A 15,355-nucleotide genomic window follows, 5' to 3' on the forward strand; every position below is an offset into this window, starting at 1 on the left:
AAGGTAGGACGGGTATGCGCGACCAGGTAGAAGACCAGCTTTCAGAGCAGCTTTCCGCGCTCACTGACGGCGAACTTTCCAAGGACGAGCTGCCCTTGGTACTGGCGAGGTTGGATGAATCCCCCGAACGCCGTTCACGGCTTGCCCGTTATTACTTGGCCCGTGATGGCCTGCAGCGGGGGGTGGCGGACGAGGTCGAACTGGGTCTTGCGGACCGGGTACGCGAGGCCATCCGCGATGAGCCGGCGCATCAGGTCAGGCACCGTACGGTCCCCGGAAGCCGCTACATCCGGCCGGTCGCCGGTTTGGCTCTGGCAGCCTCGGTGGCCATGGTAGGGGTCCTGGTCTGGCCGGGCAGCAGCATTGATGAGCCCGGTCAGGAGGTAGCCAGCGGCGATCCGGCCCCGCCCACGCCCGGTGCAAGCCAGGTCGCGGCCGTACCGGAGGTCCGGCCGGACATTGTCAGTAATGTCCCGGTGCAGTCACCGGAGCCGGCCGCACGTGAGGCGAGCTCGATGGCAGACGCCGGACAGCCAATGCTCTCGCCGGTGGCCACTGGCGGTACGGGGTCGCAGCCACAGCAGGGCTTCAGTGCGGTGGCCAGCGGCGAGTGGGACACCCTCGACGGCAGTCAGGATCCGCTGCACAGGTACATGCTGAACCACGCCGAGCATGCGTCCACCGGCCACATGGGCGGTGTGTTGAACTACGTACGCATTACCGGCAATGAGAACGTCCGCGACTAGGCGCTGGTGCCGCCACTGGTGGCTTCATGGGCTGGTTTTGCTGGCCCTTGGCCTCACCAGCGCCGGTATCTGGGCGGACGAGTCCGACCCGGAGGCGCTAAACCTGCTCAGGGAGACCGGTGAGCAGGCAGAGCATCTCCACTACCAGGGCATCTTGGTCTATCGACACGGCAGCGAGCTCGAGACGCTGCGCGTGATCCACCGGGGGGGCAGCGAGCAGGAGCGCAGCGAGCGCTTCTACAGCCTTACCGGCACCCCCCGCGAGGTCATCCGCAAGCCCGACGAGGTCATCTGCATCCTCCCCGATGCCGAGGCCGTTGTTGTGGACCGCCGGCAATTGCGCAATCCCATCTCCGAGGCCATACCGGACCGCCCCGAGACGCTGGACACCGCCTATCAAGTTAGCCTGGGCGGCATGGATCGCGTTGCCGGGCGTGACGCACAGACCGTGCTCATCGCCCCGCGGGACGAACTGCGCTACGGCCATAAACTCTGGATCGACCGCGAGCACGGACTGCTATTGCGCGCGGATCTCCTGGACGATCAGCACCAGGCGCTGGAGCAGGTGATGTTCACCGAGGTCTCGCTGGTGGAGTCCGTGCCGGATGCCTGGCTGGAGCCAGGTACCTCGGGCGAGAGTTTCAGCTGGCTTCGCCCTGACGAGCGGCCCGATTCGGATGCGGTTGAGCCTGCTTGGCAGATTGCGGAGCCGCCCCCTGGTTTCACTCTGATTTCCCACCGGCAGCGCCACCTCGCCGGCCATGATTATCCGGTAGAACACCTACACTTCAGTGATGGCCTGGCCTCGGTCTCGGTATACGTTTCGCCTAAAGAGGGCACCCGCGCCCGCGAACGCCGGGTCCGGTTGGGCCTGATGGGGGCGGTGCGCCTGCTCCGCGACGACGTGGTCATCACGGTCGTGGGCGAGGTCCCGCCGGTCACCCTCCATCGCTTTGCGGAGGGGCTGGCCGCAGCGAGCCCCCCGGAGGTGGAGCAGTGATTGAGCAGGAGGCCATGGTGCTGGCCCGGGAAGAGGGTAACGCCTGGGTGGAGGTGCGGCGGCAGAGCACCTGCAGTGGCTGTGCCGCGAGCGCAGGCTGTGGCACCGGGGCGCTGGGTCGCTGGCTCCCCGGTGGGACTACCCGGTTGCGGGTGGTCGACCCGATTGGCGTGCAACCCGGCCAGCGGGTGCTGCTAGCCATCCCCGACGGTGCGGTGCTGCGTGGCTCGGCGCTGCTCTACCTGGTGCCGTTGTTATGCCTGCTTGTCGGGGCACTCGCCGGGGAACAACTGAGTGCAGGTCTGGGTCTTAACGGTGACGGCCTGGCCATTCTGGGCGGTGTGCTGGGGTTGGTTGCAGGGTTCGGGGCGGCCCGTCGCTTGGGGCGCCGCAACCCAGTGGATCAACCCAGATTGGTGCGCCGCTGCGAATAATCGGGTTCCTTCCGGCGGGGCTGTTCCACTACATGGTCGCCGAACAGAACAAAGAGGTGTTGGGATAATGAGATACGCCCGTAACTGGTCGTTGCCCGCATTGGTTGCGTTGGCATTACTGGTGTTCGCCAGCCATGCCAACGCCGAATCCGTTCGTGCCGGGCTGCCGGACTTCACCGACCTGGTCGAAGAAAGCAGCCCTGCCGTTGTGAATATCAGCACCCGGCAGACCATGGAGGGACGCAGCGGTCGCGGGGTGCCGGAGCATTTTGACATCCCCGAGGATCACCCGCTGCGTGATTTCATGGAGCGCTTCTTCGGTGAGGGCCGCGAGGGGCCGCCGGAGGGCCAGCGCCGTGGCCGTTCCCTGGGGTCCGGATTCATCATCTCCGACGACGGTTACGTCCTGACCAACCACCACGTCATTGACGGGGCCGACGAGGTCACCGTGCGCCTTAGCGACCGCAGCGAGTACATCGCCGAAGTGGTGGGCAGTGATGAGCGCAGCGACGTGGCCGTGCTTAAGATCGACGCCGAAGACCTGCCCACCGTGCGCATTGGTGAGACCGGTGACCTGAAGGTGGGCGAGTGGGTGCTGGCCATCGGCTCGCCCTTCGGTTTCGAGCACTCGGTCACCGCAGGTATCGTCAGTGCCAAGGGCCGTAACCTGCCCAGCGGCAACTACGTGCCTTACATCCAGACTGACGTAGCGATCAACCCGGGCAACTCCGGGGGGCCGCTGTTCAACCTGGATGGCGAGGTGGTTGGCATCAACTCCCAGATCTACAGCCGCACCGGCGGGTTCATGGGCGTGTCGTTTTCCATCCCGATCGAGTTGGCGATGGACGTGGCCACCCAGTTGAAGGAGACGGGCCGGGTCGCGCGCGGTTGGCTCGGTGTGGTGATCCAGGATGTCACCCGCGACCTCGCCGAGTCCTTCGAGATGGACCGCCCGCGGGGTGCGCTGGTGGCCCAGGTGCTGTCCGACAGCCCGGCGCTGGAAGCCGACCTGAAGCCCGGGGATATCATTGTCGAGTTCGATGGTGAACCGGTGGAGACCTCCGGTAGCCTGCCGCCCATGGTGGGGGCCACGCCGGTGGGGTCGGAGATCCGGGTTAAGGTACTGCGGGAGGGCGATGAACACACCGTGGATGTGACCATCGGCGAACTCCCCGAAGAGCAGCGGGAACGCGCGCAACGCGACCAGCGCGGCGAGCCGGAACCAGAGGAAGGCACCAGCGAACGACTGGGTCTGCGGCTTGAGCCGGCACCGGCCGAGCGGCTGCAGGAGCTGGGTGTAGACAGCGGTGTGCTGGTCCGGCGCGTGGAAAGCGGTCCGGCCCAGGAAGCGGGGATCCGCCGCGGTGACCTGATCACCGCGATAGACCAGCAGTCGGTGCGGGACGTCGAGCACTTCGGCGAGCTGGCGGACGAGCTGGAGTCCGGCCGCAACGTTCCGGTGTTGGTGTTGCGTGATGGCGGTGCCCGTTTCCTTGCGTTGCGGGTGCCCTGAAGCGTGAAGCCGGCAGAAAACCGGCTCCGGAACAGGTAGAATGGGCGCGCTTCCGTCAGGAGGCGCGCCCGAATTCGTTCTCAGGGCCGCGCTTTCGGAGCCCAAACAGTCACAGCAGGGTGTACATGAAACGAATCCGAAACTTCTCCATCATCGCCCACATCGACCACGGCAAGTCGACGCTGGCGGACCGCTTCATCCAGAACAGCGGTGCACTCAGCAACCGGGAGATGTCCGAGCAGGTGCTCGACTCCATGGATCTGGAGCGTGAGCGCGGCATCACCATCAAGGCGCAGAGCGTCTCGCTGGAATACAAGGCGAAGGACGGCGAGACTTACGAGCTGAATTTCATCGACACCCCGGGGCACGTGGACTTCTCCTACGAGGTCTCGCGTTCACTCTTTGCTTGTGAAGGGGCGCTGCTGGTGGTGGATGCCTCCCAGGGCGTGGAGGCGCAAAGCGTGGCCAACTGCTACACGGCGGTGGACCAGGGGTTGGAGATCATCCCCGTACTCAACAAGATCGACCTGCCATCGGCCGATTCCGAGCGGGTGATCCAGCAGATCGAGGAGATCATCGGCCTCGACGGCGAGGAGGCGCTGAAGATTAGTGCCAAGACCGGCGAGGGCATCGACGAACTGCTGGAAGCGCTGGTGGAACGGGTGCCAGCGCCCAAGGGCGACCCGGAGGCACCGCTCAAGGCGCTGATCATGGACTCCTGGTTTGACAATTACCTGGGCGTGGTCGCGCTGGTCCGCGTCTTTGACGGCGAGCTGAAAAAGGGTGACCGGATCCGCGTGATGTCCACCCAGCGGGAGTTCCAGGTGGATGAGCTGGGCTTCTTCACCCCCAAACGGGTGCTGCGGGACAAGCTGGCTACCGGCCAAGTCGGTTTCGTCGTGGCCGGCATCAAGGACATCGACGGCGCGCCGGTAGGGGATACCCTTACCCTGGCGCAGCGGCCCGCGAGCGAGCCGGTACCGGGGTTCAAAAAGGTGCAGCCGCGGGTGTTCGCCGGTGTCTTCCCGACCAGCTCGGACGACTTCGAAAACTTCCGCACCGCGCTCGAGAAGCTGCGGCTCAACGATGCCTCGCTCCACTTCGAACCGGAAACCTCCCAGGCCTTGGGCTTTGGGTTCCGTTGCGGTTTCCTCGGCATGCTCCACATGGAGATCATCCAGGAACGGTTGGAGCGGGAGTACAACCTGGACCTGATCACCACCGCGCCCACCGTGGTGCACGAGGTGGAGACCACCGACGGGGAGACGCTCTACATCCACAACCCCTCGGAGCTGCCAGCGCCGAACAAGATCGAGGAGATCCGTGAGCCCATCATCGAGGCCAGCATCCTGGTGCCCGAAGAGCACGTGGGCAATGTGATCAAGCTCTGCGTGGAGAAGCGTGGGGTGCAGAAGGAAATGCAGTACGTGGGCAACCAGATCTCCCTGGTATACGAGATGCCCATGGCGGAGGTGGTGCTGGATTTCTTCGACCGGCTCAAGTCTGTCTCCCGCGGCTTTGCTTCATTCGACTACGAGTTCAAGCGCTTCCAGGCCGCCAACCTGGTCAAGGTCGACGTGATGATCAACGGGGACAAGGTCGATGCGCTCGCGGTTATCGTGCACCGGGAACACGCCCAGAGCCGGGGCCGGGAGCTCACCGAGAAGCTGAAGGAGATCATCCCGCGGCAGATGTTCGAGGTGGCGATCCAGGCAGCGATCGGGAACCACATCATCGCCCGCAGCACCGTAAAGGCCCTGCGCAAGAACGTCACCGCCAAGTGCTACGGGGGCGACATCAGCCGCAAGCGCAAGCTGCTGGAGAAGCAGAAGGCGGGCAAGAAGCGGATGAAGCAGGTGGGCAAGGTTGAGATCCCGCAGGAGGCCTTTCTCGCCGTCCTGCAGGTGGACAACAAAAAATCATAGGACGACAAGGCCGTGCATCTCGATTTCGAACTCCTGCTGGTCCTGCTCACCCTGTTCACGGGCGTGATCTGGGCCTGGGACCGCTTCTACCGGCGCAAGCGAGTGCCCGAGGACCAGCGGCACGAGCCGCCACCCTGGTACATCGACTTCCCCAAGTCGTTGTTTCCGGTGATCCTGGCCGTGCTCTTGATCCGCGGCTTTGTCGCCGAGCCGTTCCGGATTCCGTCCGGGTCCATGGTGCCGACCCTGCTGACCGGTGACTTCATCCTGGTCAACAAGTCGTCCTACGGTCTGCGGTGGCCGGTGCTCGGCACCCGGATTATCGGCAACGGGGCGCCGGAGCGCGGCGAAGTGGCGGTTTTCAAATACCCCGTAGATCCCTCGCAGGACTACATCAAGCGGGTGGTTGGGCTGCCCGGCGATACCATCGAGTACCGGAACAAGACCCTTTACGTGAACGGAGAGGCCGTGGCGCAAGAGGAGATCGGTCAGTATGACGGTCTGCATGCGGACAGCCTGGCCACGCTGCACCGGGAAACCCTGGATGCGGGCGACTACAAAGTGCTGGTGCACGAGCGGTCGCCATCCGGTGAATTGGATGCGGTGGAGGTGCCCGAAGGGATGTACTTCACCATCGGTGATAACCGCGACCGCAGTGCCGATAGCCGCATGTGGGGCTTCGTGCCGGACGAGTACCTGGTGGGCCGGGCATTCCTTATCTGGATGAGCTGGGACGTGCATAATAACCGGGTGGATTGGGGGCGGATCGGGGAAGGCATCCAGTGACCCCGCAGGACGGCAGACACAGCACAGGGGAGCAGCGCATGGATAGCAGGATGAGTATGCATCGTCAGCGGGGTATCGGTTTCTTCGGGATCATCGCCCTGATCGCGATCGTGGGCTTTATCGGGCTGCTGGCGGTCCGGATGGTGCCGGTCTACATGGAGGCCAACACCGTACGCAGTATCATGCAGAGCATGCAGGATGATACGGACTTGCGCGGTGCGTCTTCCCGCGACATCCGCCAGCGCCTGAACCGCCAGTTCCAGGTCAACAATGTCAGTGGCCCCGACCTGGATGAGGACCTTGAGTTCGAGTCCGTCTCGGGGGGCACCTCGGTGGTATTGAGTTACGAGGTGCGTTTCCCGGTGGTGGCCAATCTGGATGGCATCGCGTCCTTCGAAGCCTCAGCCGTGGTGCCGCGCGACTGATGTCGTCCCCGAAAGAGGCCCTGCAAACGCAACTGGGGTACCGGTTCAGTAACCCCGATCTGCTGGACGAGGCGCTGACCCACCGGAGCGTCAGCGGGCCGGATAACGAGCGGCTCGAGTTCCTGGGTGACGGTATCCTCAATTTCGTTATCGCCGATGAGCTCTTCCACCGGCGCCCCGATGCCACGGAGGGGGTGCTGAGCCGCTTACGGGCAACCCTTGTCAACGGCCGTACGCTCGCCGAATTGGGTCGTCAGCTGGATCTCGGACCGTCGCTTCGGCTGGGCGGTGGCGAGATGAAAAGCGGCGGCCAGCGGCGCAATTCCATCCTGGCCGATGCCGTGGAGGCGCTTTTCGGCGCTGTCTACCTGGACGGTGGTTTCCAGGCCAGTCGCCAGGCGATTCTCAGCCTCTACGCGGAGCGGCTGAACACGCTGCCCACGGAGAGAGAACTCAAGGATCCGAAGACCCGCCTGCAGGAGCACCTGCAGGCGGTGCGCAGGCCATTGCCCCGGTATGAGGTGCTGGATGTCACCGGCAAGTCCCACGATCAGCTCTTCCGGGTGGCGTGCACGCTCCAGGATGATCAGGTGAGTGCCGAGGGTGAGGCAGGTAGTCGACGCAAGGCGGAGCAACAGGCCGCGCAGGTGATGCTGCGCCGGCTGGAGGGTAAAGATGAGCAATGACACCATGCGTCCGGAGCAGGGTCCGGCGATGACCGAGGGTGGTCTGCCGATGATCCGTTGCGGGCACGTGGCCCTGGTGGGGCGGCCAAACGTGGGTAAGTCCACGCTGCTCAACCAGTTGTTGGGTGAGAAGATCAGTATTGTCACCCGCAAGCCGCAAACCACCCGGCAGCGCATCCTCGGCGTACGCCACCTGGATGGCGCCCAGATCATCTACGTGGACACGCCGGGGCTCCATCAACGCCGGGACAAGGCGCTGAACCGTTACCTCAACCGCACCGCGGCCAGCGCCCTGTCCGACGTGGACCTGGTCGTTTTCCTGGTGGATCGGTTGCATTTCAAGCCGGAGGACGAGGCGGTGCTGGAGCGGCTGAAGCGCGTGAAAGTACCGGTCATACTGGCGATCAACAAGGTGGACCGGCTCAAGGACAAGGCGCAGCTGTTGCCGCACATGGAGTGGCTCACCCAACAGCACGATTTTGTCGAGGTGATCCCGCTGTCCGCGCTGAAGGGCGAGAACCTGGCCCCGTTGGACGAGGCGATCCTGCGCCAGCTCCCGGAGTCACCGCCGCTGTTCCCCGAGGATTACGTCACCGACCGCAGCCCCCGGTTCCGCATCGCCGAACTGATCCGGGAACAGCTGATGCGCCACCTGGGCGAGGAACTGCCCTACGCCACTGCGGTGGAGGTGGAAGCGCTGGACCAGGAAGAGGGATTGACGCGGATCAGCGGTCTGATCTGGGTGGAGCGCCCGGGGCAAAAGGCCATCGTGATCGGCGACGGGGGGCAGCGGCTCAAGGTGATCGGCTCCCGTGCCCGTAAAGAGATTGAGCGTTTTCTGGGCACCCGGGTCTACCTCAAGCTCTGGGTCAAGGTCCGCGAGGGGTGGTCCGACGACGAGCGGGCCCTGCAGAGCCTGGGCTACGAGGGCGACTGACCCTATGTCCGGCAGCCGGGTTCAGCTGCAGCCGGCCTGGGTGTTGCACCGCCGCCCCTGGAGCGAAAACAGCCTGATCGTCGAGCTCTTCAGCCAGGATTACGGCCGTATCGGCGTGATGGCGCGGGGTGGCCGGAGCGGCAAGCGCTGGCGCGGTCTGCTTGAGCCCTTCACCCCGTTGCTGGCCAGCTGGCAGGGCCGGGGTGAGCTTCGGACCCTCTCCGGGGCGGAGCCCGGGGCCGGGCGGCCCCTGCTTACCGGTGCGGCGTTGGCCAGCGGCTTCTATCTCAACGAACTGCTCATGCGCCTGCTACGTCGGGACGACCCCCATCCTGAACTCTATCCGGTATATGGCGAGGCGCTGTCCGGCCTCCCGGATGAGGCAGTGCTGCGCCGGTTCGAGTGCGCGCTGCTGGGTGCGCTCGGTTACGGACTGATGCTCGATGAGGATCTTGAAGGCGGCCCTGTGCAAGCCGGGGGGGTCTATCGGTATCATCTGGAGCATGGCCCGGAACGCCTGGTCGATTCCGAAGTGCACAATGACGGCGACGGGTTGCGGATCCGGGGCGAGACGCTACTGGCCCTGGCCGGCCGGATGCCATTGGCCGGGGAGACGGTGCTCCGGGAAGCGCGACGCCTGATGCGCGCCGCGCTGGCCCTGTACCTGGGCGAGCGCCCCCTGCAGAGCCGAGTGCTGTACCGCCAGTTGGCCGGCAAACCGCGGCGCGCCGCTCCCGGCCCGACCACCGATCACTGAACCAGGAGGACGCCTGTGCCCGAACATGACCCCATGGACCGTACCCTGCTGCTGGGGGTCAACATCGACCACGTGGCCACACTGCGCCAGGCGCGCGGGACAGCCTATCCGGACCCGGTGCAGGCGGCGTTTGTGGCGGAGCAGGCGGGTGCCGACCTGATCACCGTGCACCTGCGCGAGGACCGCCGCCACATCCAGGACCGGGACGTGGAACTGCTGTCACAGACCATCCAGACGCGGATGAACCTGGAGATGGCGGTCACCGAGGAGATGCTGGGGATTGCCACCCGGCTGAGGCCTTCGGACTGTTGCCTGGTGCCTGAGCGTCGCGAGGAACTCACTACCGAGGGTGGGCTCGATGTGCTGGCCCAGCCGGAACGCATTGCCGAGGCCTGTGCCCGACTTGGCGAGGCGGGCACCCGGGTCTCGCTGTTCATTGACCCGGAGCCGGCCCAGGTGGAGGCCGCCGCGCGGGTCGGCGCGCCGGTGGTGGAGCTGCATACCGGTGCCTGGGCCGAGGCCGCTAACCCGCGCGATGCGCAGCTGGAGTTGGAGCGGTTGCGGTCTGCGGTGGCGCATGGCCTGCAATGCGGCCTTCAGGTCAACGGCGGGCACGGACTTCACTTTCACAACGTCCAGCCGGTGGCCGCCATCACCGGCATCAAGGAACTGAATATCGGGCACGCCATTATCGCCCGCGCGGTCTTCTCCGGGCTGGGCGGTGCGGTGGCCGAGATGAAACGGCTGATGCAGGAGGCGCGGCAGACATGATCATTGGGGTGGGCACGGACCTGGTGGAGATCGGACGCATGGAGCGCATGCTGGCTCGTCACGGTGAGCGCGCCCTGGATCGACTGTTGCACCCCTCCGAGCGGCAGGAGTGCCCCCAGGCACCGGACCGGGCGGCGCGCTTTCTGGCGCGGCGTTTCGCGGCCAAGGAGGCCGCTGCCAAGGCGCTGGGCACGGGCATTGCCGGCGGAATCCGTTTCACCGACCTGCAAGTTGACCACGACGACAAGGGCCGGCCCCTGTTGCAGTTGCATGGCGAGGCTCGTAACCGCGCCCGGCAACTGGGCGTCTCCGCGTACCATCTCAGTATCAGTGATGAGCAAACCCATGCCCTGGCTTTCGTGGTGCTGACCGCCAGCGACCCGGACAGCCACTGAACCGGGGCCCTCACTATGGATGCCTGCATGCAATACCCCACCGTAGAGGCCTTTGTCGGGAACACCCCGCTGGTTCGGCTGCAACGCATGGTGCCGCCGGAACGCAATAATATCGTGCTGGGCAAACTGGAAGGGAATAACCCCGCCGGCTCCGTGAAGGACCGGCCTGCCGTGAACATGATCCGGCGGGCCGAGGAGCGGGGCCAGATCAAGCCCGGCGATACCCTGATCGAGCCCACCAGTGGCAATACCGGGATCGCCCTGGCCATGGCGGCGGCCATCAAGGGCTACCGCATGGTGCTGATCATGCCGGAGAACATGAGCACTGAACGGCGCGCTTCCATGGCGGCCTATGGCGCAGAGCTGGTCCTGGTGAGCCAGGACGAAGGCATGGAGGGGGCCCGCGACCTGGCCTCGAGGATGGCTGCCGAGGGCAAGGGGACGGTGCTCGATCAGTTTGCCAACCCGGATAACTGGGCGGCCCACTACGAGGGCACCGGCCCGGAGATCTGGCGGGATACCCGGGGCCAGATCACGCACTTTGTCAGCTCCATGGGTACCACCGGGACCATCATGGGGTGCTCCCGCTTTTTCAAGGAGCAGTCGGAGGCGGTGCAGATCGTCGGTGTGCAGCCGGAGGACGGCTCCAGCATTCCCGGTATCCGGCGCTGGCCGGAGGCGTACTTGCCGAAGATCTACGAACCGCCCCGGGTGGACCGCATCATCGATGTGAGCAGCGACGATGCCATCGCCACCACGAGACGGCTGGCCGAGGAGGAGGGAATCATGGCTGGCATGTCTGCCGGAGGGGCCCTGCACGCGGCATTGCGTCTGGAGCAGGAGGTGGAGAATGCCACCATCGTGGTCATCATCTGCGACCGCGGCGACCGCTACCTGTCCACCGGCCTCTTTCAGGGCTGATCATGAACGTACTGGTATTCGATATCGAGACGGTGCCGGACGTGACCGCCGGCCGGCGCCTGCTGGGCCTGGATGCGGACCTGCCTGACCACGAGGTGGCCGAGGCCATGTTCGCGTTGCGCCGGCAGAGCGCGGGCACCGACTTTCAACGCTTGCACCTCCACCGCATCGTGGCCATCTCGGTGGTGGCCGTTCTCGACCGGCACGGCTTTCGGGTCTGGTCCCTGGGCGATCCCGACGACGGCGAGGCGGAGCTTATCCGCCGTTTCTTCGAGGGCATCGAGCGGTACTCGCCGCTGCTGGTCTCCTGGAACGGGGGCGGGTTCGACCTGCCGGTGCTGCACTACCGCGCCCTGTTGCACGGCATTACCGCCCGTCGCTACTGGGACAACGGCCAGGAGGATCGCGAGTTCAGGTACAACAACTACCTCAACCGCTTCCACGAGCGCCACACTGACCTGATGGACGTGCTTGCGGGCCACCAGGCGCGGGCCAATGCCCCCCTGGACGAGATCGCCACGCTGCTGGGCTACCCCGGAAAGATGGGCATGAGCGGCGGCAAGGTCTGGGAGGCCGTTCAGGCCGGGGAGGTCGGTGCGGTGCGCGACTACTGCGAGACGGACGTGTTGAACACTTACCTGGTCTGGCTGCGCTATCAGCTCATGCGCGGCCAACTGAGCCCCGAGGGGCTGGCGAACGAGGAGCAACGGGTGAAGGATACGCTGCGAGAGGACGGCCGGCCGCACCTGGAGGCCTTCCTGGCGGCCTGGGAGGCGACTGATGGGGCGTAGACGCCGGCGTATCCCCCGTGAGCCCTTTGAGGTCGAGATCACCGGCTTTTCCCACGAAGGGCGCGGCATCAGCCATTACGACAACCGGACGCTGTTCGTTCACGGCGCGCTTCCCGGGGAGCGGGTGCGCGTGGAATACACCAAGCGCCGACGCAGCGTGGCCGAGGCACGGGTGCTGGAGGTATTGGAGCCGGCCGAGGAGCGCATCGAGCCGGCCTGTGCATTCTTTGGCCTCTGCGGGGGGTGCAGCCTGCAGCACCTGAGTCCCGAGCGCCAGGTGGAATTGAAACAGTCGGTTTTGCTGGAGCAGTTCCAGCACATGGGCGGTGTGCAGCCGGAACAGGTCCTACCGCCGCTGACCGACAGTCCCTGGGGCTACCGGCGCAAGGCGCGCCTGGCGGTCAAACACGTGCCGCGGAAAGGGGGCGTGCTGGTGGGGTTCCGGGAGAAGCACAGCCCCTTCGTGGCCAATATGGACCGCTGCCCGGTACTCGACCCCCGGGTCGGCGAGCGGTTGACCGAATTGGGCCGGCTGGTGGAAGGGCTATCCATCCCCGACCAGGTACCGCAGATTGAAGTGGCGCTGGGCGACCAGGCGGGTGCGCTGGTCTTCCGCAATCTCTCACCCTTCAGCGGGGAGGATCTGCAGGCGTTGGCGGCCTTCGCGGAGGACAGTGGGCTCGCGGTCTACCAGCAGCCGGGCAACGAGGACACCATCACACTCGTCCAGGACCCGGTGGGCCAGCCGTTGGAGTACGCATTGCCCGCCCACCAGGTGCGCCTGGGGTTCCGGCCCAGCGATTTCACCCAGATCAACGCCGGGATCAACCTCGCCATGGTGGACCAGGCGCTGGAACTGCTGGACGTCCAACCCGAAGACCGCGTGCTGGATCTGTTTTGCGGTCTGGGCAACTTCACGCTGCCGCTGGCGCGTCGGGCCGGTGAGGTGGTGGGCGTGGAGGGGGCGGAGCCGCTGGTGGCCCGCGGCCGGGAGAACGCCGCGTACAATGGCCTGGACAACGTCGAGTTCTACGGTGCGGACCTGACTCTGGATGCCTCGGAGCAGCCCTGGGCCGGACGGGGGTTCGACCGGGTACTGCTGGACCCGCCGCGCTCGGGGGCCTTCGAGGTGCTGGGGCTGGTGGCAGCGATGCGTCCAAAACGCATTGTTTACGTCTCCTGCGGGCCGGCTACCCTGGCCCGTGATGCCGGCGAACTGGTCAACCGTTACGGCTACCGGCTCACCGCCGCTGGCGTGATGGACATGTTCCCCCACACCGCTCACGTGGAAAGTATGGCGGTGTTCGAACGGGAAGGGGAGGACGCCTGATGAGTCACCGGGTGGAAGTGTTGGACAGCGCCGTCGTCTACGACGGCTTCTTTCGGATGGTTCGCTACCGACTGCGCCACGGGCTGTTCGAAGGGGGGCTCGGCGAGCCGCTCACCCGGGAGTTGTTCGAGCGCGGCCATTCGGTGGGGGTGTTGCCCTACGACGCGGATCGCGACGAGGTGCTGCTCACCGAGCAGTTCCGGGTCGGTGCCCTGGAGCATCCGCGGGGCGCCTGGCTGATGGAGATCATCGCCGGCATGGTGGAACCGGGGGAAATGCCGGTGGACGTCGCCCGGCGTGAGGCGGTGGAAGAGGCCGACTGCCGACTGGATGAGGTCGTACCCATATGCGAATACCTGGTCAGCCCCGGGGGAACGTCGGAGTCCGTTGCCCTGTACTGCGCCAGGATGGACAGCGAGGGGTTGGACGGCGGCATTCACGGCCATGATCACGAGGGTGAGGACATCAAGGTCCATGTGGTGCCCTTCGAAGAGGCCATGGACATGGTGGAAACGGGCGTCATCCATGCGGCCATGCCGATCATCGCGTTGCAGTGGTTGGCGCTAAACCGGGAACGGATCCGGGAGCGCTGGCAGGACAACGACTGAACGGCTCGCGGCCGCTACGGTCATCAGGGTGCCGGGTCCACGCGCAGCCAGATGCGCAACTCCTGGGCCTCCGCCGGGCGCGTTCGGAAGATGCGGCCAGGCTCACGCACCTCCGGCCCCGGGTCCCGGTCAGCGCTGGTCTCACCGAGCAGTATCCACTCCCCCACGGTGCCGGTGAGCTGGCCGCTCCACTCGCGGGAGAGCAGCCGCTCCTCATCGGATGGGTCCAGACGCTGGCTAAGGGCCGACAACTCCACCGTGACCCGGTCCTCCCCATGGAGCAGGGGGCGGGCCAGCAGGGTCTGTTCCACGTTCAGGTAGTAGGTCCGGTCCTCCAGCAGCACGGCGTGTGGGCTCAAGTAGATGCGCCGGTCCTCCCGGGGCAGCGCCTGGTGCAGACGCAACATGACCTCGCTGCCGTCCCGGGCCAGGACCCGTTGCTCGCGGCTGGTCCGCCCCGTGGCCAGCCGGCGCACGGTGGTACCGTCGCGCACCGTCTCCCGAGGCGGTCCTTCCTCGAAACGCAATGTCAGGGTGACCGACCTTGCGGGTTGGTCCAGCTCGTGCAGCAGCTGTTCCAGCTGATCCAGTTCCGCGCCCGGACCGCGCAGCAGGAGCTGGAAGTGACGGCCGCTGACCCGGGTCTCATCCAGGTGGGGTTCCAGCAGCGGGATCAGCGCCTCCGCCTGCTGGTGCTGGAGTTGGATGACCCGGGTCTCCGTCTCCATTGCGACGGCACCCGCCAGGGGGAGTGCCAGAAGCAGCAGGGCCAGTACGAAGAGACGGCCCCGCCACCGCAGTGGTTTCATGGTGCGATTACCCTTAGCTCCGGCGAATCCACCGAGTGATTCCAGAGCGTATCGAATTTACGGCGCCATTCCCGGCAGGCCCCGGCGGCGTCACTATGCCAACCCCCGCGGTAGCCCTCCCGATGGCGCCGCCACATTACCGCGCGCCCGTCGACCATCAACCAGAGGGTCTCCGGCAGCTCGGCGTCCGGCGCCAGCTGGCGGATCTGCATCCGGCTCGGCACCTTCCGCGCCAGCGTCAGCAGGCGATGGTCGCAGCGGACCAGGGGGTTCGCCTGTTCCACGAGGACACGGATCCGTGCCTTGGGGCTGCTCACCGCCAGCTTACGCAGGGCGTCCGCAAGGCCTTGGTCATTGAATACCGCCGGGTCCAGGTCTGCCGAGATGATGTCCACCTCATGCTGGGCCTGCCGGACCAGCTCCACCGCCACCTCGGCGTGTTCGCTGGCGGTGGTCACCGGGTTCCAGCCCGGCTGCGGTTCGTCCATGTCCATGCTCATATCCTGTCTGACCTGCGCGAT

Annotated in this window: 18 protein-coding genes; 16 read left to right on the top strand and 2 right to left on the bottom strand. The window is 65.8% G+C overall.

Going from position 1 to position 15,355, the window contains the following annotated elements:
* Window positions 1–14: 14 nt before the first annotated feature.
* The 16 genes from DFR31_RS00990 (at window position 15) to DFR31_RS01065 (ending at window position 14,025) form a co-directional block, all read left to right on the top strand.
* Window positions 15–746 carry a sigma-E factor negative regulatory protein gene (locus DFR31_RS00990; protein WP_121440805.1) on the top strand — a complete coding sequence of 244 codons (732 nt, stop codon included), beginning with the start codon at window positions 15–17 and terminating at the stop codon, window positions 744–746.
* 37 nt (window positions 747–783) lie between these two features.
* Complete coding sequence (locus DFR31_RS00995) at window positions 784–1,746, top strand: MucB/RseB C-terminal domain-containing protein (protein WP_170153557.1); 963 nt, start codon at window positions 784–786, stop codon at window positions 1,744–1,746.
* Window positions 1,743–2,180, top strand: a complete 438-nt coding sequence (locus DFR31_RS01000; RefSeq protein ID WP_121440807.1) for a SoxR reducing system RseC family protein — start codon at window positions 1,743–1,745, stop codon at window positions 2,178–2,180. The genes DFR31_RS00995 and DFR31_RS01000 overlap by 4 nt, the downstream gene beginning before the upstream one ends.
* Window positions 2,181–2,247: 67 nt before the next feature.
* Window positions 2,248–3,693 carry a DegQ family serine endoprotease gene (locus tag DFR31_RS01005; protein ID WP_121440808.1) on the top strand — a complete coding sequence of 482 codons (1,446 nt, stop codon included), beginning with the start codon at window positions 2,248–2,250 and terminating at the stop codon, window positions 3,691–3,693.
* Between the two features lie 125 nt (window positions 3,694–3,818).
* On the top strand, window positions 3,819–5,618 hold the full coding sequence (lepA, locus tag DFR31_RS01010; protein ID WP_121440809.1) for a translation elongation factor 4: 1,800 nt from the start codon (window positions 3,819–3,821) through the stop codon (window positions 5,616–5,618).
* A gap of 12 nt (window positions 5,619–5,630) precedes the next feature.
* Entirely contained in the window at window positions 5,631–6,404 is a 774-nt protein-coding gene (lepB, locus tag DFR31_RS01015) for a signal peptidase I (protein ID WP_121440810.1), read from the top strand.
* A gap of 50 nt (window positions 6,405–6,454) precedes the next feature.
* Window positions 6,455–6,829, top strand: a complete 375-nt coding sequence (locus DFR31_RS01020) for a DUF4845 domain-containing protein (protein ID WP_170153558.1) — start codon at window positions 6,455–6,457, stop codon at window positions 6,827–6,829.
* Window positions 6,829–7,515, top strand: coding sequence for a ribonuclease III (gene rnc / locus DFR31_RS01025; RefSeq protein WP_121440812.1), 687 nt, complete (start codon window positions 6,829–6,831; stop codon window positions 7,513–7,515). Before DFR31_RS01020 ends, rnc begins: the two co-directional genes overlap by 1 nt.
* The gene (era, locus tag DFR31_RS01030) at window positions 7,505–8,452 is read left to right on the top strand and encodes a GTPase Era (RefSeq protein WP_425452489.1); all 948 of its coding nucleotides are present in this window, start codon (window positions 7,505–7,507) and stop codon (window positions 8,450–8,452) included. The genes rnc and era overlap by 11 nt, the downstream gene beginning before the upstream one ends.
* Window positions 8,453–8,456: 4 nt before the next feature.
* Window positions 8,457–9,209: a DNA repair protein RecO gene (gene recO / locus DFR31_RS01035; protein ID WP_121440813.1), complete on the top strand. Its 753-nt coding sequence runs from the start codon at window positions 8,457–8,459 to the stop codon at window positions 9,207–9,209.
* 33 nt (window positions 9,210–9,242) lie between these two features.
* Complete coding sequence (gene pdxJ, locus DFR31_RS01040; protein ID WP_121442120.1) at window positions 9,243–9,980, top strand: pyridoxine 5'-phosphate synthase; 738 nt, start codon at window positions 9,243–9,245, stop codon at window positions 9,978–9,980.
* Window positions 9,977–10,375 carry a holo-ACP synthase gene (gene acpS / locus DFR31_RS01045; RefSeq protein ID WP_121440814.1) on the top strand — a complete coding sequence of 133 codons (399 nt, stop codon included), beginning with the start codon at window positions 9,977–9,979 and terminating at the stop codon, window positions 10,373–10,375. Before pdxJ ends, acpS begins: the two co-directional genes overlap by 4 nt.
* Window positions 10,376–10,402: 27 nt before the next feature.
* A complete protein-coding gene (gene cysM / locus DFR31_RS01050) occupies window positions 10,403–11,296 on the top strand; it encodes a cysteine synthase CysM (protein ID WP_121442121.1) in 894 nt (297 codons plus the stop codon).
* Between the two features lie 2 nt (window positions 11,297–11,298).
* Window positions 11,299–12,087: a 3'-5' exonuclease gene (locus DFR31_RS01055; RefSeq protein ID WP_121440815.1), complete on the top strand. Its 789-nt coding sequence runs from the start codon at window positions 11,299–11,301 to the stop codon at window positions 12,085–12,087.
* Window positions 12,077–13,417 (top strand): 23S rRNA (uracil(1939)-C(5))-methyltransferase RlmD, encoded by a 1,341-nt coding sequence (gene rlmD, locus DFR31_RS01060; protein ID WP_121440816.1) that lies wholly within the window; start codon window positions 12,077–12,079, stop codon window positions 13,415–13,417. Before DFR31_RS01055 ends, rlmD begins: the two co-directional genes overlap by 11 nt.
* Window positions 13,417–14,025: an NUDIX domain-containing protein gene (locus DFR31_RS01065; protein ID WP_121440817.1), complete on the top strand. Its 609-nt coding sequence runs from the start codon at window positions 13,417–13,419 to the stop codon at window positions 14,023–14,025. The genes rlmD and DFR31_RS01065 overlap by 1 nt, the downstream gene beginning before the upstream one ends.
* A gap of 23 nt (window positions 14,026–14,048) precedes the next feature.
* On the opposite strand, the gene DFR31_RS01070 is transcribed toward DFR31_RS01065, so the two are convergent.
* Together DFR31_RS01070 and DFR31_RS01075 are read right to left on the bottom strand one after the other, a co-directional pair.
* Window positions 14,049–14,834 carry a hypothetical protein gene (locus DFR31_RS01070; protein ID WP_121440818.1) on the bottom strand — a complete coding sequence of 262 codons (786 nt, stop codon included), beginning with the start codon at window positions 14,832–14,834 and terminating at the stop codon, window positions 14,049–14,051.
* Window positions 14,831–15,328: a DUF7931 domain-containing protein gene (locus tag DFR31_RS01075; protein ID WP_121440819.1), complete on the bottom strand. Its 498-nt coding sequence runs from the start codon at window positions 15,326–15,328 to the stop codon at window positions 14,831–14,833. The genes DFR31_RS01070 and DFR31_RS01075 overlap by 4 nt, the downstream gene beginning before the upstream one ends.
* Between the last annotated feature and the right edge of the window lie 27 nt (window positions 15,329–15,355).

This window comes from Alkalispirillum mobile (genome assembly GCF_003664325.1).
Taxonomy (GTDB): Bacteria; Pseudomonadota; Gammaproteobacteria; order Nitrococcales; family Halorhodospiraceae; genus Alkalilimnicola; species Alkalilimnicola mobilis.